The 20,214-nt window shown below is 50.3% G+C and carries 20 protein-coding genes; 8 read left to right on the forward strand and 12 right to left on the reverse strand.

From position 1 onward, the window contains the following. Positions 1-269: 269 nt before the first annotated feature. The gene (locus ACTJJS_RS01010; protein WP_440662074.1) at positions 270-2,423 is read right to left on the reverse strand and encodes a cation:proton antiporter domain-containing protein; all 2,154 of its coding nucleotides are present in this window, start codon (positions 2,421-2,423) and stop codon (positions 270-272) included. A 167-nt stretch (positions 2,424-2,590) separates the two neighbouring features. Here ACTJJS_RS01010 and ACTJJS_RS01015 point away from each other — a divergent pair, with 167 nt between their 5' ends. The 3 genes from ACTJJS_RS01015 to ACTJJS_RS01025 are packed head-to-tail and all read left to right on the forward strand — an operon-like array spanning position 2,591 to position 4,219. Beyond that, entirely contained in the window at positions 2,591-2,899 is a 309-nt protein-coding gene (locus ACTJJS_RS01015) for an ATP-dependent Clp protease adaptor ClpS (protein ID WP_168869724.1), read from the forward strand. A 15-nt stretch (positions 2,900-2,914) separates the two neighbouring features. Further along, positions 2,915-3,553, forward strand: a complete 639-nt coding sequence (gene aat / locus ACTJJS_RS01020; protein WP_440662075.1) for a leucyl/phenylalanyl-tRNA--protein transferase — start codon at positions 2,915-2,917, stop codon at positions 3,551-3,553. Positions 3,554-3,610: 57 nt separating this feature from the next. Beyond that, positions 3,611-4,219 (forward strand): DinB family protein, encoded by a 609-nt coding sequence (locus tag ACTJJS_RS01025; protein ID WP_440662076.1) that lies wholly within the window; start codon positions 3,611-3,613, stop codon positions 4,217-4,219. Between the two features lie 106 nt (positions 4,220-4,325). Here ACTJJS_RS01025 and mtaB read toward each other — a convergent pair whose 3' ends face one another. After that, entirely contained in the window at positions 4,326-5,603 is a 1,278-nt protein-coding gene (gene mtaB / locus ACTJJS_RS01030) for a tRNA (N(6)-L-threonylcarbamoyladenosine(37)-C(2))-methylthiotransferase MtaB (RefSeq protein ID WP_440662077.1), read from the reverse strand. Between the two features lie 102 nt (positions 5,604-5,705). Between mtaB and ACTJJS_RS01035 the strand changes: the two genes are divergently transcribed. From ACTJJS_RS01035 to priA, 3 genes are all read left to right on the forward strand, one after another. Then, positions 5,706-6,155 (forward strand): DUF4258 domain-containing protein, encoded by a 450-nt coding sequence (locus ACTJJS_RS01035; protein WP_440662078.1) that lies wholly within the window; start codon positions 5,706-5,708, stop codon positions 6,153-6,155. A gap of 70 nt (positions 6,156-6,225) precedes the next feature. Further along, the gene (locus ACTJJS_RS01040) at positions 6,226-7,005 is read left to right on the forward strand and encodes a lysophospholipid acyltransferase family protein (protein WP_440662079.1); all 780 of its coding nucleotides are present in this window, start codon (positions 6,226-6,228) and stop codon (positions 7,003-7,005) included. Then, positions 7,002-9,443, forward strand: coding sequence for a replication restart helicase PriA (gene priA, locus ACTJJS_RS01045; RefSeq protein WP_440662080.1), 2,442 nt, complete (start codon positions 7,002-7,004; stop codon positions 9,441-9,443). Before ACTJJS_RS01040 ends, priA begins: the two co-directional genes overlap by 4 nt. Here the strand turns inward: priA and ACTJJS_RS01050 are convergent, their stop codons facing one another. Next, positions 9,444-11,417: a hypothetical protein gene (locus ACTJJS_RS01050; RefSeq protein WP_440662081.1), complete on the reverse strand. Its 1,974-nt coding sequence runs from the start codon at positions 11,415-11,417 to the stop codon at positions 9,444-9,446. 14 nt (positions 11,418-11,431) lie between these two features. Next, on the reverse strand, positions 11,432-12,088 hold the full coding sequence (locus ACTJJS_RS01055) for an oxidoreductase (RefSeq protein ID WP_440662082.1): 657 nt from the start codon (positions 12,086-12,088) through the stop codon (positions 11,432-11,434). Between the two features lie 42 nt (positions 12,089-12,130). On the opposite strand from ACTJJS_RS01055, the gene murB reads away from it, so the two are divergent. Continuing rightward, positions 12,131-13,144, forward strand: a complete 1,014-nt coding sequence (gene murB / locus ACTJJS_RS01060) for a UDP-N-acetylmuramate dehydrogenase (protein WP_440662083.1) — start codon at positions 12,131-12,133, stop codon at positions 13,142-13,144. A gap of 110 nt (positions 13,145-13,254) precedes the next feature. On the opposite strand, the gene ACTJJS_RS01065 is transcribed toward murB, so the two are convergent. The 5 genes from ACTJJS_RS01065 to ACTJJS_RS01085 all read right to left on the reverse strand — a co-directional run bounded on the left by ACTJJS_RS01065 (position 13,255) and on the right by ACTJJS_RS01085 (position 17,924). Next, on the reverse strand, positions 13,255-14,217 hold the full coding sequence (locus ACTJJS_RS01065; RefSeq protein WP_168869713.1) for a YpdA family putative bacillithiol disulfide reductase: 963 nt from the start codon (positions 14,215-14,217) through the stop codon (positions 13,255-13,257). Between the two features lie 14 nt (positions 14,218-14,231). Beyond that, complete coding sequence (locus ACTJJS_RS01070; RefSeq protein WP_440662084.1) at positions 14,232-14,924, reverse strand: type 1 glutamine amidotransferase; 693 nt, start codon at positions 14,922-14,924, stop codon at positions 14,232-14,234. Positions 14,925-15,005: 81 nt separating this feature from the next. Next, positions 15,006-15,893 carry a class I SAM-dependent methyltransferase gene (locus ACTJJS_RS01075; RefSeq protein ID WP_168869711.1) on the reverse strand — a complete coding sequence of 296 codons (888 nt, stop codon included), beginning with the start codon at positions 15,891-15,893 and terminating at the stop codon, positions 15,006-15,008. 135 nt (positions 15,894-16,028) lie between these two features. Next, a complete protein-coding gene (locus tag ACTJJS_RS01080) occupies positions 16,029-16,988 on the reverse strand; it encodes a YeiH family protein (protein ID WP_440662085.1) in 960 nt (319 codons plus the stop codon). A 96-nt stretch (positions 16,989-17,084) separates the two neighbouring features. Further along, positions 17,085-17,924, reverse strand: coding sequence for a hypothetical protein (locus ACTJJS_RS01085; RefSeq protein WP_168869709.1), 840 nt, complete (start codon positions 17,922-17,924; stop codon positions 17,085-17,087). Between the two features lie 118 nt (positions 17,925-18,042). Between ACTJJS_RS01085 and ACTJJS_RS01090 the strand changes: the two genes are divergently transcribed. Continuing rightward, positions 18,043-18,609, forward strand: a complete 567-nt coding sequence (locus ACTJJS_RS01090) for a hypothetical protein (protein ID WP_440662086.1) — start codon at positions 18,043-18,045, stop codon at positions 18,607-18,609. Between the two features lie 2 nt (positions 18,610-18,611). On the opposite strand, the gene ACTJJS_RS01095 is transcribed toward ACTJJS_RS01090, so the two are convergent. The 3 genes from ACTJJS_RS01095 to ACTJJS_RS01105 form a co-directional block, all read right to left on the reverse strand. Next, positions 18,612-18,989, reverse strand: coding sequence for a hypothetical protein (locus ACTJJS_RS01095; RefSeq protein ID WP_440662087.1), 378 nt, complete (start codon positions 18,987-18,989; stop codon positions 18,612-18,614). A 99-nt stretch (positions 18,990-19,088) separates the two neighbouring features. Beyond that, positions 19,089-19,658 (reverse strand): hypothetical protein, encoded by a 570-nt coding sequence (locus ACTJJS_RS01100; protein ID WP_168868725.1) that lies wholly within the window; start codon positions 19,656-19,658, stop codon positions 19,089-19,091. A gap of 55 nt (positions 19,659-19,713) precedes the next feature. Beyond that, complete coding sequence (locus tag ACTJJS_RS01105) at positions 19,714-20,151, reverse strand: phosphohydrolase (RefSeq protein WP_440662088.1); 438 nt, start codon at positions 20,149-20,151, stop codon at positions 19,714-19,716. Positions 20,152-20,214: the final 63 nt, after the last annotated feature.

The raw sequence follows: 20,214 nt of genomic DNA on the forward strand, positions 1-20,214 counted from the left end.
CTACTGGATTCGAACCAGTGACCCTCTGCTTGTAAGGCAGATGCTCTGAACCAGCTGAGCTAAGCTCCCTTCTTTCTTGTTTACCGCCGAGCCTTTCGTTCGATGGGATTGCAAAGGTATAAACTATTTTTATTCTACCAAATATTTTTTGAAACTTTATGAAGGTGTTCGCTTCAAACCCTTTACAATAAAGGGTTTGAAGCGGGTGAAAATATTTGACATTCTTGATATGGCGGATGGATTGTATACATAACGTGTGATGATGACCGTTATTTTTTAGGCCCTTTGAAGATACGTTTGAACGCTTTGCCGAGTTTGTTCAGATTGGCCAGTTGCTCCTGTATAGGTGCCAGGGTGAGGTCCTCGGGCTGCAGTCCGGCTTCCAGGTAGTCTATTTCTGTTTGTTCCGGATACAGCAGGATCACATTATTGTCTTTGAAGTGACGGCTCACTTTAGCCGGAATGTTTTCCAGGTAAGCGTGATAGGACAACGTGCCTTTGCGGGCTGTCACCACTACCACCAGATCGTCGCGGGTCACTTCGCGGGAAAGGACAAGGAAATCCTCGATCGTTTCAAATTGTTTGAAAGTGACTTCCACGCTCAGTTTGGACTGTGTGATAAAGGCTTCCGTGAGGGACTGTGTTCTGGCGTTGGAGAACACCAGCAGCTTGGCGCCGGCCTGTTTGGCCAGCAGAAACATTTTCTGCATATAGTGCAGGAATCCCAGTTCATATTCTGTATTAGGCGGCAGTACCAGTACCATCTTTTTGGTAGTGCTGAGCGGGTACAGGAAGTTGCACACGTATACCGTTTCCCATACACTCTGCAACACGTTGTCCATGGTGGTACCGAAGATGTTGCCGAAGAGACGGTCGGTAGTGCTGGTTTTGTCAGTCCATCCCAGCACCACGTCGCTGATCATCAGTTCTTTGGCGGCGCGGGCAATGCCATCGGACACGTTGAGGTCGATGCGGGTGACCACCTGCACGTTGCTTTCGGTGGCCGCGGCGTGTATGATGGCTTTTTCCATCATTTTATTGGTCAGATGGATCTTGTCGCGTGCTTCGTCATTGTCCTGCACCACGGCCAGCGGATAGATAGGCGTGGGGACGTTGGCATCTTTGATCATCACGGCAAAGTCCAGCAGCGCTTCGATACGGTCCGGGTTGGAAACGGGCACCAGTATACGTTCCGGCTGGTCCGGCAGTTCCGGTTTTTGTTCTGCTTCCTGCAGTGCCAGCCGGCGTCCTGCATTTTCGGTAACGAAAGAGCCTACCAGGCAGGTGATGAGAATGAGCACTACGGTGCCGTTGAGCACATGTTCATCGACAATGCCCATATTAAAACCGATGAGGATCACGGCGATGGTGGCGGCGGCGTGCGCGCTGCTCAGGCCGAAGATCACATTGCGTTGGGTAGGACTGTATTTAAAGATCAGCTGGGTGAAGAAAGCGGCAAACCATTTACTGCTGAGGGCCATAATGGTGAGCGCCCCTGCAATGATAAGTGCTTCGGGACCTTTGAGCAGTACGCGTAGGTCTACCAGCATGCCCACGCTGATCAGGAAAAACGGAATAAAGAGCGCGTTGCCTACAAACTCGATGCGGTTCATCAGCGGGGAGGTGTGCGGGATCAGCTGGTTGAGCGCCAACCCGGCGAGAAACGCGCCGATGATGCCTTCTACGCCGGCCAGTTCCGCGAGGAAAGCGGAGGCGAACACGAGGGCCATTACGAAGATAAAGTGGGAGGTTTTATCGTCCTTGATCTTCTTAAAAAACCAACGTCCGAGCATAGGCATCAGCCAGAGGATGATCAGGGCGAATATTGCCAGGGATATGCCCAGTCTCACCCAGAAGGTGGTGTTGAGGTTGCCGGCCTGCGCCCCGGTGATAACGGCCAGTATCAGCAGCACGGCGGTATCGGTAATGATGGTGCCGCCTACGGCCACCGTCACGGCTTCGTTTTTGGTAATACCCAGCCTGCTGGCCAGCGGATAGGCTACCAGCGTATGCGTGGCGAACATGCTGGATACCAGCAGGGTGGCCTTGAAATTAAAATGCAGTACATAGGTGCATACCACAAAACCCAGCAGCAGCGGGATGAAAAAGGTCAGCGCGCCAAACACCATACTGCGGTAACGGTTCTTGCGGAACTCCGTCATGTCCAGCTCCAGGCCGGCCAGGAACATAATGTACAGCAGGCCTGCCTTGCCAAACAGATCGATACTGCCCTTTTCGATAATGCCGAAGCCGTGATCACCAATGGCCATACCAGCAAGTATCAGTCCGATGATACTGGGGATGCGGAATTTGCGGAGGATGATCGGGGCCAGCAGAATAATAAACAGTACCAATGAAAAAATAGGTACCGGATCTTTCAGGGGCAGATGGGTATCCATCAATAAAACCAAGCTATGGACCATAAACACATTGTTATTTTGTTTATTATCTGTTCACCGTTTACTGCGCCGCAGGTGGCGCGAAGCAGGTAATATGAAAATAAACAAATCTTAAATAATCATTTCTCTGGGTCAAATATGAATAAATTAACGAATAATCCATGTAATTTTGCGTAAAGCTTTATTTAAAAATGAGCGAAAGAACTAATACAGAGGTATTTACGGAAGAGTTAGAGGACATCCTGGTGGCCGAAGATGAACAATTTCCCTTCAGCCTCGTGGTGTGGAATGACGATGTCAATACCTTCGATTGGGTGATCGCTTCCCTGATTGAAGTATGCGGCCATACCCACCAGCAGGCGGAGCAATGTGCCCTTATTATACATCACAATGGTAAATATGCTGTGAAGGAAGGGGAATACCACAAGCTGCGCCCTATGTGGGAAGCGCTGGTGGAAAGAGGTATCAGCGCCACTATCGAGGAGATGGCGGACCGCTAACCGATTTTGTTTTCCATGCCCGTTTTCCGTCTCAATAAACAACTGCTTTTTCCCCCGGTACATCTTGCCGAGCCGGATGGCCTGCTTGCCGTAGGTGGTGACCTTTCCGTGGAAAGGCTGCTGCTGGCTTACCGCTCCGGTATCTTCCCCTGGTTTGACGAACGACCCATACTCTGGTGGAGCCCCGATCCCCGTTTTGTATTGTTTCCGGCCGACCTGAAAGTGTCTTCCAGTATGAAGCAGGTGCTGCGCCGTCAACAGTTCCGCATTACCTACAATGCCGATTTCCCTGCTGTTATTGCACGTTGCAGCCGTATTCCCCGCCGCGGCCAGGACAGCACCTGGATCACAGCGGAGATGCAGCAGGCCTATATCCGCCTGCATCAGGCCGGCTATGCCATGTCTGTGGAAAGCTGGCTGGACGACCAGCTGGTTGGCGGCCTCTATGGTGTTAAAATAGGACCCTGCTTCTTTGGCGAATCCATGTTTGCAGACGTCAGCAACGCCTCCAAGGCGGCTTTTATCACTTTTGTACAGGCATATGCAAAGGAGCTGAAGCTGATCGACTGCCAGGTGGAAACGGAACATCTCGCCTCGCTGGGCGCAGGTTTCATCTCCCGGGAAACTTTTCTTGACCTGATACAGGAACCCTGATTTTTGTATAGTTTTGGTGTGACTTACAACCCCATCTCTCCACCAAAACTTAATTCCATGAAAAAACTGTTTTTATCACTGGCCGTGGTGTTGCTTTCCGGCTTCACCCTACCCCCGCTGTATACTGTCAGGCTGGAAGACAGGACGCTGCTGATCAATCAGCTGAAAGAATCGAAGGACAACCTGTTGAAAGCTGTGGCCGGCCTTACGGACGCGCAACTGGAATTCAAGCCTGCAGCTGATCGCTGGTCGGTGATCGATTGTGTGGAACATATCACCATCATTGAAAAGGCGATGATCGACGAGGAAAAGAAGATGGTGAGTGAACCGGCCAACCCGGAGCGCAGAAAGGATATGAAGATGACTGACGACCAGATCCTGCAAGGGGTGGAAGACCGCAGCCATAAGTTCAAAGCGCCGCCTTTTGCCCAGCCCAAACACAGTTATGCTTCGCCGGCGGACGCCATCAATGCTTTTGTGACGCAGCGCGACCAGCTGATTGATTATGTCACCAACACTAAAGACCAGTTGCGGGAACATATTGCAGACAATCCCAACATCGGTACTGTAGATGCGTACCAGTTATTACTGTTTGATGCCGCCCACGCTGTCAGGCATACCAAACAAATCGAAGAAGTGAAGGCTGATCCGGGTTTCCCGAAATAGCCGTTCATCAGTCCGATGTAGATGGCATTATCATTGAACCCTCTCTGTATCTTTTTTCAGAAGCTGGGGGGGATATACTACGCCGTAAGCCTTCCTGATAGCGGATTTATCGCAGTTCCCAGTCCACCAGCTGATTCACCCATTCTTCGCGGAAGTGGGTGGTAACACGGATGTAGTTATCGGTATAACCTTCCATCATGCCGTCTTTACTGTGGCTTTCAAACAATACTTTGCGGGTTTGGTTCAGGTGTTGTTCCTGGAAGTACTGTTGTTTTTTGTGGCTGAGGTTACGCAGTTGTTTATTGCGTTCGTGGCGAATGTTGACCGGCACTACAGGATTGATTTCGAGTGCGGGGGTATTGGCCCTTTCGGAATAGGTGAACACATGCAGATAGGACACATCGAGGTTGTGAAGGAAATCGTAGGTGTCCTGGAAATGGGCATCGCTTTCAGAGGGGAAGCCAACGATCACGTCTACCCCGATGGAGCAGTGTGGCATGAACTGTTTGATGAGCGCTACTTTTTCCGCGTACAGTTCGCGGCGGTAGCGGCGGCGCATGAGGCCCAGTATTTCGTTGTTGCCGCTCTGCAGCGGTATGTGGAAATGAGGCATGAACCGCTGGCTGTTGGCCACAAATTCTATGATCTCATTGCTGAGCAGGTTGGGTTCTATGGAAGAGATGCGGTAACGTTCGATGCCTTCCACTTTGTCCAGTTCCTGTATCAGTTCATAAAATGATTCTTCTCTTTTTTTGCCACCGTGGAGGCCTTTGCCGAAGTCGCCCAGGTTAACGCCGGTGAGCACGATTTCCTTTACGCCGCTGGCTGCCAGCTGAACGGCATTTTCCACTACGCTGTTAACACTGTCGCTGCGGCTTTTGCCTCTGGCCATGGGGATGGTGCAGAAGGTACAGCTGTAGTCGCAGCCGTCCTGTACTTTCAGGAAGGTGCGGGTACGGTCGTTAACGGAATAGGAGGCATGGAAGGTATTGACATCTTCGATGTCGCAGGAGCATATTTTGGCGCTGTTGCCTTTGGTAAGCGTTTTCAGGTGCTCGGTGATGTTGAATTTTTCAGCGGCGCCCAGTACCAGGTCCACCCCTTCAATAGAAGCGATTTCCTGTGGTTTGAGCTGGGCGTAACAGCCGGTGATGACCACCATGCTTTCCGGTGCGCGGCGCTGGATACGACGTACCAGCTGCCGGCATTCCTTATCGGCATTGTCTGTCACCGAGCAGGTGTTGATGACATACACATCTGCCGTATTCTCAAAATCCGTCTTAACAAACCCGTCCTGTTCCAGCAACCTGCTCAAAGTGGAGGTTTCTGAAAAATTCAGCTTACAGCCGAGTGTATGAAATGCTACTGTTTTAACCTGTTCCATAAAGGAGGGCAAAGGTAGGAACTTTTTATGTCATAGTTTGGTAAGTAATTATTAAGTAATTTAGGGCCGCTTTTCTTAAAAGGTGAGTCTGTTAATCGAATTATGAGATCATTGCAAAAGTACCTGCCCGTTATTTTACTGGGATTATTATTGTTTGCCGGCTGGCATCAGGAGTGGTGGAAAGGAAGCGATAAAAAAGCTTCTGCGCCAATTACGGACAAGCCCGTAGTAACCCCTTCCGGCAGAATGTCTGCCGATGTACCTGAAGGAGCGCTCAACCGGCAGGCACAGCTGGAATATACGAAGCATGCCATTTGTCGGATGGAGTGCCGTCATGTGACAAAAGAAGAAGTGCAGGAAATCCTGTCCACCGGTACTGTAAATCCGGCAAAATCCAATCCGAACGACCAACCATGCCCTACCTATGCACTGGAAGGCTATTCCCATGAAGGGCAGCACCTCCGTATTGTCTTTGCTCCCTGTGACCAACAGCACGCGAAAGTGATCACCTGTATTGACCTGGAAAAAGACTGGACCTGTGCCTGCGAGTAGTACACGCAAAGGCGGATAAGACAGAAAAAAGTCGTAGTTTTCCGCCATCATTCACATTTACAAGGCGTTTATGAATTTTCTACTGAAACCGTTGCGTGTAATTTATGTTGTGTACGCCGCTATCGTTTTCCTGTCCATCATGTTCCTGATCCTGCCGCCAATTTTTCTGGCGTCATTGCTGGGGAAGGAAAAGGGGGGAAATATCATTTTTTATTTCCTGCGTTTCTGGGCGCATGTGTGGTTTCCGGCAGTAGGGATGAGGGTTACCCGTAAATATGACTGTGAAAAAGAGAAAGATAAAGATAAAGAACCTTGTATCTATGTGGTGAACCACCGTTCCTACCTGGACGCGGCCATTGCCGTAAAAGTAATGCGGCTGCCGTTCCGCCCGCTGGGAAAAGTGGAAATGGCCAAAATACCCGCATTCGGCTTCATTTATAAAAACTCTGTCGTGTCCGTGGACCGGTCCAACGCCTCGGCCCGTGCACGAAGCGTGAGAGAGATGATGAGCGCCCTGAAGGCCGGGATCTCCATCCTGGTGTTCCCTGAAGGGACCACCAACGAATCCAATGAGCCATTGCGCCCGTTCCACAACGGCGCTTTCCGGATGGCCATCGAAATGCAGATTCCTATCAAACCAGTGTTATACGTTGATGCAGGAGACCGGTTGCCTCATACCGGCCCTATGCATCTCAATCCCGGCAAATGCCGCGTGGTGTTTCTGCCTGCCATCCCGGTGACAGGGCTTACCCTCGATGATATCAACAGCCTGAAACAACAGACCTATGACATCATGGACCGGGAACTCCGGAAATACCGTCATTATCCAACATTGCAACCCGTAGGATGAAGTACGCTGATGTAATACTGCCGCTGGCCCTTCCTAAAAATTATACTTATGCAGTCCCTGAAAGCATGGAACATGCTTTACAGCCGGGAAGCCGTGTGGCAGTACAGCTCGGAAAACAAAAAAAGTATGCGGGCATCGTGAAAGCGGTGCACGAACAGGCGCCTGCCTATAAGACCAAGCCACTGCTGGATATGCTGGACAAAGACCCTGTCATATATCCCACACAGTTAGCCTTCTGGTCATGGATAGCCAGCTATTATATGTGCAGCGAAGGAGAAGTGCTCAACGCCGCGCTTCCCGCGCACCTGAAGCTTTCCAGCGAAACACTGTTGTTATATAATGATGCCTACGGTGATGATTTTACCGCCCTCGATGATGACGAATATCTCATCGCGGAGGCGCTGCATATCCGTAAAGAACTGCGCATTGAAGAAGTGCAGCTGATCCTCGATAAATCGGAAGTGTATTCCGTCATCAAAAAACTGATCGAGAAAAAAGTATGTCTCATTTATGAAGAGCTGAAAGAAGTTTACCGGGAAAAAAAGGAAAATTTCGTACAGCTGCATGCCGACTATCACGACGAAGAACAGCTGGCAGCGCTCTTCAACGATATGGGCCGCGCACCCAAACAAATGGAACTGCTACTGGCTTACCTGCACCTGCAGAAAACGGAAGGCAGCGTAAAACAAAATGAACTGCTGAAGAAATCAGGCGCTACCACGGCCCAGCTGAAAGGGCTGGTCGACAAAAATATTCTCTGGATAGAAAAAAGGACAGTCGACAGAATCCGTACCGACAAGGTGGACGCACAGATCGACTTTAGCCTGAGCCCTTCACAGGACGTGGCCTTGCAGGCTATCCGCCGTCATTTTGAAGAGAAGCAGGTAACCCTGTTGCATGGTGTTACCTCCAGTGGCAAAACACAGATATATGTGAAGATGATGGAAGAATGCCTGGCCTCCGGCCGGCAGGTGCTGTATCTGTTGCCCGAAATAGCGCTTACCGCGCAGATCATCACACGGCTGCAGAAACACTTCGGCAGCAGCATTGCCATCTATCACTCTCGCTTCAGCAACAACGAAAGAGTGGAGATATGGAACAAAGTCAAAAACGGCGAAGTGCAGATTGTGCTGGGCGCACGTTCCAGCCTGCTGCTGCCTTTCCGCGACCTGGGACTGATCATCCTTGATGAAGAACACGACGCTTCCTATAAACAACAGGACCCCGCGCCACGCTATCATGCGCGTGATGCGGCCATCTATTATGCCAGCCTCTTCAAAGCCAAAGTGTTGCTGGGTTCTGCTACACCGGCACTGGAATCCTATTACAACGCACAGCAGGGCAAGTATGGGCTGGTAGAGCTGAACGAACGTTTCGGCGGCATACAGATGCCTGCCATCGAAGTGGTGGACATCAAACAGGAAATGGCCGAAAAAACCATGGACGGCAATTTCACGCAGGCATTAAAAACAGCGATCACCCAAAGCCTCACAGAGAAAAAGCAGGTGATCCTTTTTCAGAACCGCCGCGGATATGCGCCGTTCCTGCTATGCACCACCTGTGGCTGGATACCGCATTGCAAACAATGTGATGTATCACTGACCTATCACCGTAACCAGGATAAACTGCATTGCCACTATTGCGGCACCCGTTATCCCTATGTATATACCTGCGAAGCCTGTGGCTCGCAATCGCTCATCCCGAAAAGTTTTGGTACCGAAAAGATAGAAGACGATCTGCAGCAACTGTTTCCTGAAGCACGTATTGCGCGTATGGACGTGGATTCTATCCGTAATAAGGACAGTCACAATAAAATGATCCGTTTGCTGGAAGAGCAGGAGATCGATATCCTGGTAGGCACGCAGATGGTGGTGAAAGGACTGGACTTCGATAACGTGAACCTGGTGGGCATTCTCAGTGCCGATAGCCTGTTGAGCTATCCCGATTTCAGGGTGAATGAAAGGGCGTTTCAACTGATGGAGCAGGTGAGCGGCCGTGCCGGCCGTAAACACGGAATGGGAAAGGTGTTGATACAGGCCAGCAATACCCGTCATCCTATATTGCATTTTGTGAGCGAACACGATTATAGGAGCATGTATGAAGCGGAGATTGCCGAGCGGCAACAGTTTGGCTATCCACCTTTTTTCAGGGTGCTGAAGCTCACGTTGCGACATAAAAACCAGCAGGTAGTGGAGCAGGCCGCGCAGATACTGGCCAGCTGGCTGCAGCCGCATATCGGCGCGCAATTGGTAGGACCGGCGGCGCCACTGGTGGCAAGGGTCCGGAACAATTACCTGCAGGAGATGCTGATCAAACTTCCCCGTGACAGCAGAGTGATCGCCCATGTGAAACAGGTGTTGCGTGAGTTTTTCGTGCAGTTGCTGGCAGAGAAACGTTTCCGCTCTGTGGTAATTGTGCCGGACGTAGACTGTGTATAACTATTGTTTTTTCACCAGCGTCAGCTGTTGAAGCTGTAGTTTTTTGAACCGGTCAAGAATATTTCCCAATACTTTTTTGTCTTCTCCTTTTAACTCGCTCTGGCTGTACCATTCGATGATAAAAATATGCAGCCGGCTGTTTTCTTCCTCACATCTCATTTTGAGCCCTAGTACATTGTTATGGGAGATATCTGCCGTGAAGGCTGCTTTGTCGGCCAGGGTATATCCTGCCGGCAGATCAATGTGCACACGCTTTTCCTGGTAGTAGGGAAAGGCCAGTTGCACCGGTTTGTCGCCTTCCGGGAGATGGTATTGGTAGTTCTGAACGCCGGCCAGTAACTGGCCGATGCTGAGCAGGTAATGATCGCCGTCCTGCACAATGAGGGCGGGTGTTTCCAGGGTGCTGTTGATCACCACCGGTTTGTCGAGTGGCGTGTTGGTGAACTTTTCATTCTGTGCTTCCACAGATACGATCGTGCGTGCGCCTGGCATAAAAGGCAGCAGCGCGTTGAAGATATTGTTGCGTGCCTCTGTGGTAGTGGCCTGTATGAAAGCGTTTTTAGCATTGCTGCCGCCATAGCCGCCGAAGGATTGTGTTACTTTCCATACAGGGTGGTTCAATGAGCTGAGGCTGGCTTCCAGCGTGCTGTTGCTGAAGGTGTACTGCGGTTGCGGCGTCATGATGAAATCGGTGAGCACTTTGCTTTCTGTACCCACCAGCGTATCGCGGCAGCGAAGCGCGAGCGTATTGCTCCACAGGGGCGGATAACACGGATAACGTGTATTCATCTCCGTTGGGGCCAGTGCCTGTTGCTGGGCCGGAAAATACAGCAGGATATTATTGGCCGCGGCACGGTTTACCAGGTTTTTCTGTAAGGGGATGGTATCGCGCGAAGCGGTAGCCAGCAGCTGCACGGGAATATTCAACGTGTAATATGCTGCCATCATGAGCTTCACCATGCCGTTCCGGTCTGTCTGTTTGGTACGGATGATAGTGCTCAGGTCTTGTGGCTCAAAGAAATCGCTGGCAGGCCGGAGGCTATAGTTTGTTTTGATATATTGTTCTACCAGGTAGATCAGCTGTGGTACCGGGAGGCGGTATTTCAGAAAGGGCCAGCGGTCCAGTTCTTTCTCCAGTTGTTTCTGTTCATTTTTATTAACGGACACATAAGGGATATAGAGGTCCTGCCCGAACTGTTGCCAGGAGAGGCGGGTGGTGTCTCTGCCTTCTGTGGCTGTGCTCAGGGCAAAATCGATGCGTTGCAGCTGTGGCAGGAAGTAATAGAAATCATTGTTTTGCAGTGCCGGCACCTGCTGCAGTGCTACGCGGTGGTAGTGGTTGTTGCCGGCCACGCTGTCGGTAATCCCTGGTACGCCGTTGGCCGCATGAAAGTTGAATTGCAAGCTACGGGGCGCTACCAGCATAAACTGTATCTGCCCGCTGGCGATGCCTGACTGGAGATAATCCGCGCCGGCGTAGTCGAACAGCTCTTTGAGGCTCAGTTCATATTCCAGTTCTCCGCCTGCCTGCACCCGGATATTGTTGACTACCACCGCAGTGCGGCCATCATTGAGTTTGAGCGACCTGGTCTGGTCTGTCAGGTTGATGGTTTTGCCATCGGGGAGGAGGGACCGGATACGAAAGCCACGCAATAGTTCATTGGTTTCCAGCGTCAGCGCCAGCTGGGTGAGGCTGTCGGCAGCAGCGGCGGTATTGATGTGTATTCTCTTGTAAATAGTTTTATAGTGTGTGACGGCTTCTGCTTTATCGCGGTTCGTGATATTGAAGTCGCGTGATATTTTGTAGCTGGTGATGTAATAAGGTGCTTCCGCGGCGGCGCCGGTGAGCGCAACCGTTTCAGGCTGTGCATTGTCTTTCCAGGTATCGGGATAGTAATTGTTAATCTGGGCGGATGTTAACAATGGCAAGCTGGCAATGCATATAACGGAGAGAAAGAATATAAGTCGTTTCATGATAGCGAAGGTATCTAAATTCCTAAATTTTGTATGGCATCGGATTCAAAGATATGAATGCCGGGATCGAACTGTTTGGCGACCCTCACCATTGCCTGGGCCACAGTAGCGGCTTTAATGCCCCGGTATTTCTTCCAGCGGCCCTGCAGCAGGAAATAAAACAGCTGGATAAGATACTTGCCCAGCCATTCTCCGAAGCGGAATTCCTTTCGTTCACCGAGAAGAAAAGAAGGCCGGAAAATGTAGGTGCCGACAAAGCCCATGGCCAGTACAGCTTCTTCTGTTTGTCCTTTGGTGCGCAGGTAGAAATTGGAAGACTTTGGATTGGCGCCAATGGAAGAGATCATCAGGAACTGCGGAATGTCTTTGCGGCGGGCGATGGTGGCGCATCTGACGTTGATGCCGTAATCCACTGCGCGGAAATTCTCCTGTGTGCCGGCTTTTTTGATGGTGGTGCCGATGCAGGAAAAAAACACGTCTCCATCAATGGCCGCCGCCAGGCTTTTTTCGTCATCAAAGTCAACAATGATGCTTTCCAGTCCCGGATGCTGATGCGCCCAGGGCTGCCGTACCAGCACCTTCACCTTGCTGAAGTAGTTGTCCTGCAACAGTGCGGCTACCAGATGGGTACCGGTAAGACCTGTTGCTCCGATAACGATAGCTGTTTTCATACAATTTCTGATATATTTGCTGCTATATAAAGTTAAGCTATTATGGTATCAGAAAATGTGTTGCTGCAATCCTATAATACATTTGGCATCCCGGCAATGAGCCGTTATTTCGCTTCGTTTGACAGTGAAGCTGCGTTGCTGGCCCTGCTGGATGAGCCACGGGTAAAGGGATTGCCCCGGATGATCCTCGGTGGTGGCAGCAACATCCTGTTTACACAGGATTTTGATGGGCTCATGCTCAAAAATGAAATCAAGGGCATGAAGGTGGTAGACGAGGATAACGACCACGTATATGTGAAAGCCGGCGCCGGCGAGAACTGGCATGGTTTTGTGCAGTACTGCCTGGCCGCCGATATGGCTGGCCTGGAAAACCTGTCGCTGATACCAGGTAATGTAGGCGCCAGTCCCATGCAGAATATCGGCGCTTACGGCGTGGAGATAAAAGACACGTTCCATTCACTGGAAGCCTTGCACCTGGCAGATCGCAGGGTTGTCACTTTTACGAACAATGACTGTGCGTTCGGGTATCGTGAAAGCGTCTTCAAAAAACAATACCGTAACCAGTTTGCTATTCTGAACGTTACCTACCGGCTCAATAAAACACCCCGCTTTAATACCAGCTACGGCGCTATCAACGAGGAGCTGGATCGTATGGGCGTAAAAGAGCTGTCCATACAGGCTATCAGCCAGGCGGTGATCAATATCCGCACATCCAAATTGCCTGACCCCGCTAAAATCGGTAATGCCGGCAGCTTTTTCAAGAACCCGTCTATCGATGCGGCCCAATATGAAGCGTTAAAAGCGGCCTTCCCGCAGATAGTGGCGTATCCGTTGGCTGACGGGCATTTCAAGCTGGCGGCAGGCTGGCTGATAGAACAGTGCGGCTGGAAAGGCTACCGTGAAGGCGATGCCGGGGTGCATGCCAAACAGGCACTGGTGCTGGTGAATTATGGTCATGCCAAAGGCAGTGAGATCTATGCGCTGTCTCAACGGGTAGTGGATAGCGTGCAGGAGAAATTTGGAGTGGAACTGGAACGGGAGGTCAATATAGTCTAATTACAAATTACAAATTAGGAATTACGAATTACGAATTAAGGGCTGTTTTATGGTGAGATTACTTAGTAACTTTCCCAATAAAACAGCCCTTAATTCGTAATTCGTAATTCTTAATTCGTAATTGATTGTATGATTTTGTCTGCGTGTTCGCGGGAGTTTTCGATAAACCACACGTGTGTGTCCATGCCGCCACAGACTACGCCGGCCAGATAGATGTGCGGCATATTGGTTTCCATGGTCAGGGGGTTGTACACAGGCAGTTTTTTAGCATCGTCGGAGAGCTGGATGCCTGCTTTTTGCAACAGTGAGAAATCAGGCTGGTAGCCCGTCATGGCGATCACGAAATCGTTGGCGAAAGATACTTCTCCGTCCGGTGTATCGATGGTCACCGATTGTTCGTCGATGCTTTTGATGGTGGAGTGGAAATATGCTTTGATAGACCCTTCTTTGATCCTGTTTTCAATGTCCGGTTTGACCCAGTATTTTACTCTTTTGCCGATCTCTCCTTCCCGGACCACCATGGTCACCTGCGCGCCTTTGCGATAGGTCTCCAGTGCAGCGTCTACGGCAGAGTTATGAGCACCTACCACTACTACTTTGCGGGTAGCGTAGTAATGCGGGTCTTTATAGTAGTGTGTCACTTTAGGCAGCTGTTCGCCGGGTACGTTCAGCAGGTTGGGGATATCATAGAAACCGGTGGCGATGATCACATGCCGGGCATGATACGCGCTTTTGGTGGTAGTGATGAAATACTCGTTGCCATTGGGCTGCAGCTCCCTGACTTCTTCAAACAGGTTGATATTAAGTGCTTCCGAGGTGGCCACACGTCTGTAATATTCCAGCGCTTCCGGCCGTGAGGGCTTGGGATTGATGGACACAAAAGGAATACCGCCTATTTCCAGTCTTTCTGAAGTAGAGAAGAAAGTCATGTACAGGGGGTAATTGTAGAGGGAGTTGACGAGGCAACCTTTTTCGATGATGACATAGCTGAGCCCTGCTCTTTTTGCGGCCAGTCCGCAGGCTATTCCGATGGGTCCTCCTCCTATTATCAGTACGTCGTAAGCAGCGATCATAATGTCGTCTATTTTTATAGTCCGGCCAGGTAGTCCAGCAGCCGGAACATGGTTTGATTATTTTCGTTGGCCAGGTGCAGGTATTGTTCTATTTTCTCCGGTTGCTGCACGAAGGGCGCATGATGTTTAAAAACGCTGAAGCAGTTGCGCAATATCTCCAGGATGGCCACGCTGTTCATTTCCATATGAAACTGCAGTCCGATGACACGGTTGCCGTATATGAACGCCTGGTTGCTGCATGCGGCCGATGCGGCGAAGCGGGTGGCGCCGGTGGGTATATCGAAGGTGTCGCCATGGAAATGGAAGGTATTGAGGTGGTGAGGCAGCACTTTTTCCAATGGTGCGGCCTGTTCCTGGAACGTGATGTCTATTGGGAACCAGCCTATTTCAGGTTGTTTTTGCGGGTATACATTAGCGCCCAGTGCGTGGGCCAGTAGCTGTGCTCCGAGGCATATGCCCAGTATTTTCTTTCCGCTGTCTATCGCTTTTTGGATGAGCTTCGTCTCGGTCGGTATCCACGGATATGGTTCATATACGCCCATGGTGCCTCCTACAATGATCAGCAGCTCCGCTTCTTCCAGTCCGCTGATATCAGGACCGTCATCATACCAGCGGGTATGACTGGTAGTATGCCCTCTCTGGGTTATCCAGTCTGCAATGCTGGCCAGGCCTTCAAAAGGCACGTGTTGAAAATAGTGGATATGCATGGTTAGTGCTGGTAAATGGTTACCCGAAGATACGTTGCAATCCTGAAGTTTGGCAACCCGAATTTACCAGCGGAGAGATGGTTATCTCAGCTCGCTTTTCACGACCCTGAAGTATTCGTAGCCTTTCATCTTTTTGCTTTTCTCACCAAAATATTGCTGACGGTACTTATCGGCGCCGCCGTCATAGCGGACGATCATATTACGTTCATGCATAAACGCAGTGATGTTTCGCGGGTCGAGGCCATAGTCCCAGTTTTCTCCGGCACGGCGCAGGGTGTCGTTGATCCGGGAGAAGCCGCGGTACTGTTTTGGGTTTTCCAGTACGGCCTTGTCAGGGTAGGTGACGATTACCTGTGTGCCGGAAGGAAAGCTGCGGATAAAGCCGAACATAGCTTCAGCGTGACGGGCTTCCAGATGTGTGGTGAGATTTTCCCAGAGAAAGAGCGTTTTGTTGTAATGCCGCTGGTTGACAAAATAAGGGGAGATGACGTCGGCGAGAAGTTCTTTGTTCATATCCAGTTTCACATAATCCGGATGTACAGCTGGTGACTGGATCAGTTCCCAGAGACGTGTCCGTTTGAAGCTTTGTGTGTCCGGATGGTCTACCTCAACAAAACTGACCGGTTTATCGATATTAAGACGGTATGCCCTGGTATCGAAGGTGGCGCTAAGGATGATGATCTGATTGATCCCTTCTTCGCGGACCGCCTGTACCACCATATCATCTATCAGTTTGGTACGGGCGATGGCGGCGGTGTGCGTGCCGGGCCATCGTAGCTGGATATAGGCTGCCAGCAGTTTCCGGAAAAACGGAATACGGCAACCGGAGACCAGCGTCTGATGGTAACCTGATAAAAAGGCCGCTGCGTACGGATCATGAAATAGCCGCTCTTCAGCTGGTTTGGTACTCTCAATGGCCCGGAATACAGCCATGTAGGTTCCGGACCTGGTAGATGGCGCCTTACTCATAAGGACTTTAACTTGGTGGTGTGGTGAATAGTTCTTCGGGGAGATCTCGGTCGTCTATTGGTTATTTTTCACTTGACTTGGATATCAAATATATTGTAAAATAATCAATTTGAGTCCGGGAAAATCACCCCCTTATTATCCCACCAATTGGAGGATTGCGATCAGGGCGCCAACACTGATACATACCCAGAGCAAAACACCCTGTAACAGCGGCTGCCAGCCGATGCCCCGGAAAGCCTGCCGGGTAAGGCCTGTACCGATCAGGAAGAGGGTGAGGGACAGGGCGGTTTTGGCGCTGTGTACCAGCAAAGGCCCAACGGTACTGACAGCCGGCACCCAGGTATTGAGTACCATAGCCAGCAGGAACAGGCCAATGAACCAGGGGATTTTTATTTTACCGTTGCTGTTCCGGAAAAGCAGGGTGGTAATAAAAGCCACAGGCATGATCCAGAGGGCGCGGGAGAGCTTAACGGTGGTGGCTATTTGTAGGGCGGTTTCGCCGTATTTATTGGCGGCGCCCACTACAGAACTGGTGTCGTGGATGGCAATAGCGCTCCACATACCAAACTGTTGCTGGGAGAGGTTTAACCAATGTCCTACCGCGGGAAATACAAACAGGGCGAGGGAGTTGAGCAGGAACACGATGCCCAGCGCCACAGAGATCTGTTTTTCCCCTGCTTTGATCACCGGGGAAATGGCGGCAATAGCGCTGCCACCGCAGATGGCTGTGCCACAGGCAATCAGGTGGGAAGTCGGCTTTTCGATTTTCAGCAGTCTGCCGGTGATAAGCCCCAGCAACAGTGTGCCGGTAATGGAGACCACCGTGAACAGGAAACCGGCTTTACCGGCCTGTAAGGCCGCATGCACGTTCATGCCGAAGCCCAGTCCTATTACAGACAGCTGTAGCAGCCAATGGGTTATTTTAGGGGTGATGTGCGCGAAAGGGTTGCCGGTGGTTTGTGCAAGCGCCAGCCCGAGCAGCAGGGCAATGGGTGGTTGTACCACTGGCAGCAGCGTGGCGGCTGCTGCAGCGATAAATATAATTTTAGCTAAAGGAAGGTCTTTGTGTGTATGTCCTGTCTTTTGTAATTGCATGGCAGCATTGATTTTTCAGACACAAAGGTCTGTTCATTTGCTGCCGGAGTCAAATGGTCAAAAGTGATCTTCCATAACTTATAGTTATGACCTTGATTAATCCACAGAAAGGATAAATTTATTGAACTTGCCTGCAAAATCTTCCTGGAGGCTCTTTTCAATACCGCTGAAGTATTGTATGGCAAAGTTGCGTTGCAGCCTGCGAGTGGTGGTGCCAGGCAATTCGAGAGGACGGGAATGAATCACGCCGATCAGTTGTTTGCCCTGACAAACCAGTACCAGCCGGTACAGCGGACTGGGATCATCGATACCGCTTTCGTAGTTGAAATACAGCGTATAGGGGCGCAGGGTTTTATCTTCCTCCAGTTTAAAATTGCGGATAAAGGGTTGCATATCTTCTTCCCGGTGATCTTTGTGTTCCCGGAGATAGTTGATCAGCGCGGTTTCTATGACGGTACCGCCGCGGATGTTTTTCTTTTCCGTATAGCCGCTGAGGTTAGCCCACATTCTTTCGCCGTTGGTGGCTACGGGGAGGCGTATATCTTTTTCCAGCACACCGGCGTCGGTACCGTTGACTTTCAGTTTGCGGCCTTTGCGGAACAGCGGTTTTGTATATTCCGTGGAGGTGATGTCAATATCTACGCTGACAGGGTACCAGCCGTCTTTCGCCGGGGCGCAGTGGACCGGTATATAGTCGTTGAGGGTGGCGATGACATCGCCTTTTGGACCGGAGCGGATGACCGTACCGGGAGATACTCTTTCCCCGATGACAGCCGCGCCAACGCTGGCAGCGAGCTTTTTGTTGGCAGGTTTCTTTTTGGCAGTTGTGGTGGCAGCACCGGTAGTGGTTTCGTCTTCATTACCAAACCTGCTGTGTTTATCTGAATGGCAGGCAAACAACAACATCACCAGCGCCAAATAACAAAAATTCTTCATAATTGATTGGTACACAGGAGCCTAAGATAGTTAAAATTATCCAATCGCGGTTTAATGTCCGGTGGTGTGATGGAATTGGATAATTTTACGCGGATAAAAATTTTTAACGTTGATACCTGTGGAATTATTGAGTTTACTGGATTGGGAAGCAGAAGATGCTTATCGTTTTCAGCTGATGAAAGTGGATTTTACAACCGAAAATCCTGTTATCACCATAGCCATCGCTGTTGGATTTTCAGATCCGCTCACACAGGAGTGGGAGATAGTGATTGATGGATATGTGCGGGGAGGATTTACCCAGCGCTATTTCGAGACTTTGTTTTGTAAAGATGACCATCCTTTGTTATGGGAATATTCTATGGAGCATGCGAGCTTGTATTTTTCCGGAACAGCGGCTGATGTATCAGCATTGACTATTGATTTATTGCGGGTACATGAGGAACAAACAGGAGGCTGGTCTCGGTTTAATCATTTTTCAGGAGTGCTGAACAGCCCTGCCGGCTTGCTTTCCAGTGGCCCTGTGCCATTGTTGGAAGCTTATACCGCCAGTCTGGAACGGCATGGAATACATTGGTCCATTATAGGAAATCATAAGCCGCACCTACACGGTGAGGTAAAGGAAGTATTATTCCTGGGCAGCGACTATATCATTGCCCGGCATTTTGACTTTCGTCGTTTGTCCTGATATCAGTATTCGGAGAAGATAACGTTGTCGCCTATCTGAAGCCGGCGGATTTCCTTCATGCTGGAGAAAGGATCGAGGGGCGACCATGCAGAGGAGGTGAACAGTTGCACCGGGCGGCCCTGCAGTTGTTGTTCCAGGCTGCTCATAGTGGCCGATGGCAGGGAAGCGGGTTTGATATAGTAGATCCTTGGGTCATTTTTGAGATGGATAACGTAACCGGGCGAGCTCTTGGTGATTGTTGTTACCTGGCCGGTAACGGGTTTGCAACTGGCTTTACTGAGCCGGCGGGTGGACGGGATGCCGGAAATGAGCAGTATCAGCACAAAACAGGCTACAATTAACAGCGTAGCCGGGCCTTTGGTGTTGGCTTTGTTATTCATCGTTGGCAGTGTGTTGTGGTGGTATAGGTAATGCTCTAATGTACGAAAATATATGAATAAAAAAAGCAGGCTGTAAGCCTGCTTTGTATCAATAAGTTATTACTTTTTCTTGGTCTCGGTATCATCTTCCCACTCTTCGCTTTCGTCCCAGTCTTCGTCTTCGTCCCAGTCATCTTCATCTTCTTCGATCAGGAGGCTTTCATCGGAACCTGGTTCGATGTTGTTGGCGCGCCAGTGGGCCACTATTTCATCATTTTTTTTCTGTACGGCATCGAAGCTGGTGATTTTTGCATCTTCAAAGCGGACTTCCACATCGGGGAGTGCTTTAATGGCGTTAAAGCATGTCTCCAGGAGGGTGATGTTGGCCGGTGCATTACGCAGCGCGCTGTAGGAAAGCCGGATAGCGTCAAAAGGGCCGCTGTTGTGAAATACTTCTTCGCCGTTAAACATCGGGAAAAGCCAGATCAGAACGTCGTCTCCGGTTTCTTCGTCATTCAGGATACCAAAAAAGTCGTCCAGCTGCTCAAATCCGAGCGGGGCCAGTTGGGCAAAGGTCTGGCTTCGGGCGGGAAACTTCGGATGTTCTTCCCCGGTAATCAGGAACAGTTCGCTGAAGCGGGGTTTCTCTTTGGCAATAAACCGGAAGTCAATGAGGATATCGTTTTCCATTGATGGCTTTTCGTTTATACTGTAATTTAATGGTTTAATCGGAAAGGTATTTAAATTATTTCTCCTGGATAAGCGCTGCAGCGATCTTGCGGTACGCGTTCAGGTACTTGTTCAGCCGGGTAACATCTTTGTCCTGCACGGTCGTCATCCGGCGTATGTCCATGTTGTCTGTCAGATCGTTGAGCTTAACGGTAGCGGCCAAACGGTTTTGCAGGGTACGGTTTACAAAATGTTCGTAATCCTCTTCTTCAGATGTTTTGGTGACGCAGCGAAGCGCTTCCAGCAGGTGGGGCGCCAGGCCTTCACGGGCAAGGTCTTCAAAGGTCCATGGACTGTCTTCCACTACATCATGTAATACACCAACGATTTTCTCTTCGTTGGTACGTCCCATTTGCATGACACGGAGCACATGGGTGATGTAAGGCTGGCCATATTTGTCCACCTGGCCCTGGTGGGCCTCAGTGGCAATAGCGATTGCACGGGTTAGATCCATGTCGTAAATGTAGTATTTTTCGTGTTACACCAGATAATAAAAAAGCGAAGACCATCATCCGGT

Source organism: Chitinophaga sp. 22308, from assembly GCF_052045305.1.
GTDB classification, from domain to species: Bacteria; Bacteroidota; Bacteroidia; order Chitinophagales; family Chitinophagaceae; genus Chitinophaga; species Chitinophaga varians_A.

Excerpts from the sequence above, each read along its gene's own strand:
- ACTJJS_RS01010 (WP_440662074.1), bottom strand. The coding sequence starts at position 2,423 with ATGGTCCATAGCTTGGTTTTATTGATGGATACCCATCTGCCCCTGAAA.
- ACTJJS_RS01015 (WP_168869724.1), top strand. The coding sequence starts at position 2,591 with ATGAGCGAAAGAACTAATACAGAGGTATTTACGGAAGAGTTAGAGGAC.
- aat (WP_440662075.1), top strand. The coding sequence starts at position 2,915 with ATGCCCGTTTTCCGTCTCAATAAACAACTGCTTTTTCCCCCGGTACAT.
- ACTJJS_RS01025 (WP_440662076.1), top strand. The coding sequence starts at position 3,611 with ATGAAAAAACTGTTTTTATCACTGGCCGTGGTGTTGCTTTCCGGCTTC.
- mtaB (WP_440662077.1), bottom strand. The coding sequence starts at position 5,603 with ATGGAACAGGTTAAAACAGTAGCATTTCATACACTCGGCTGTAAGCTG.
- ACTJJS_RS01035 (WP_440662078.1), top strand. The coding sequence starts at position 5,706 with ATGAGATCATTGCAAAAGTACCTGCCCGTTATTTTACTGGGATTATTA.
- ACTJJS_RS01040 (WP_440662079.1), top strand. The coding sequence starts at position 6,226 with ATGAATTTTCTACTGAAACCGTTGCGTGTAATTTATGTTGTGTACGCC.
- priA (WP_440662080.1), top strand. The coding sequence starts at position 7,002 with ATGAAGTACGCTGATGTAATACTGCCGCTGGCCCTTCCTAAAAATTAT.
- ACTJJS_RS01050 (WP_440662081.1), bottom strand. The coding sequence starts at position 11,417 with ATGAAACGACTTATATTCTTTCTCTCCGTTATATGCATTGCCAGCTTG.
- ACTJJS_RS01055 (WP_440662082.1), bottom strand. The coding sequence starts at position 12,088 with ATGAAAACAGCTATCGTTATCGGAGCAACAGGTCTTACCGGTACCCAT.
- murB (WP_440662083.1), top strand. The coding sequence starts at position 12,131 with ATGGTATCAGAAAATGTGTTGCTGCAATCCTATAATACATTTGGCATC.
- ACTJJS_RS01065 (WP_168869713.1), bottom strand. The coding sequence starts at position 14,217 with ATGATCGCTGCTTACGACGTACTGATAATAGGAGGAGGACCCATCGGA.
- ACTJJS_RS01070 (WP_440662084.1), bottom strand. The coding sequence starts at position 14,924 with ATGCATATCCACTATTTTCAACACGTGCCTTTTGAAGGCCTGGCCAGC.
- ACTJJS_RS01075 (WP_168869711.1), bottom strand. The coding sequence starts at position 15,893 with ATGAGTAAGGCGCCATCTACCAGGTCCGGAACCTACATGGCTGTATTC.
- ACTJJS_RS01080 (WP_440662085.1), bottom strand. The coding sequence starts at position 16,988 with ATGCAATTACAAAAGACAGGACATACACACAAAGACCTTCCTTTAGCT.
- ACTJJS_RS01085 (WP_168869709.1), bottom strand. The coding sequence starts at position 17,924 with ATGAAGAATTTTTGTTATTTGGCGCTGGTGATGTTGTTGTTTGCCTGC.
- ACTJJS_RS01095 (WP_440662087.1), bottom strand. The coding sequence starts at position 18,989 with ATGAATAACAAAGCCAACACCAAAGGCCCGGCTACGCTGTTAATTGTA.
- ACTJJS_RS01100 (WP_168868725.1), bottom strand. The coding sequence starts at position 19,658 with ATGGAAAACGATATCCTCATTGACTTCCGGTTTATTGCCAAAGAGAAA.
- ACTJJS_RS01105 (WP_440662088.1), bottom strand. The coding sequence starts at position 20,151 with ATGGATCTAACCCGTGCAATCGCTATTGCCACTGAGGCCCACCAGGGC.